At 32.2% G+C, this 214-nt stretch carries 1 pseudogene; it reads right to left on the bottom strand.

Annotated features, from left to right (window positions below):
• Window positions 1–77 precede the first annotated feature (77 nt).
• A pseudogene (locus V6260_RS19220) lies at window positions 78–209 on the bottom strand (sigma factor-like helix-turn-helix DNA-binding protein); the annotation flags it as partial.
• Window positions 210–214: the final 5 nt, after the last annotated feature.

Genomic DNA, 214 nt, shown 5'->3' on the forward strand with positions numbered 1-214 from the left:
ATTTTCATCTTTTTATCCAAAACACCCTCCAGTGAAACCAGAATCTTTGTAACTAATAAATTAATCCAGTCAAAGATTTATGCTTTAAGCTTAATCATCGCCTGCCCATGTATCTGACTTACACGCGATTCACTTACCTCGAGTATATGTCCAATTTGTATTAAATTCATTTCATCGTTATAGTATAATGAAAGTACCATAGCATCTTTTTAAG

The sequence above is a fragment of the Pseudoalteromonas aliena genome (assembly GCF_038155085.1).
Taxonomy (GTDB): Bacteria; Pseudomonadota; Gammaproteobacteria; order Enterobacterales; family Alteromonadaceae; genus Pseudoalteromonas; species Pseudoalteromonas aliena_A.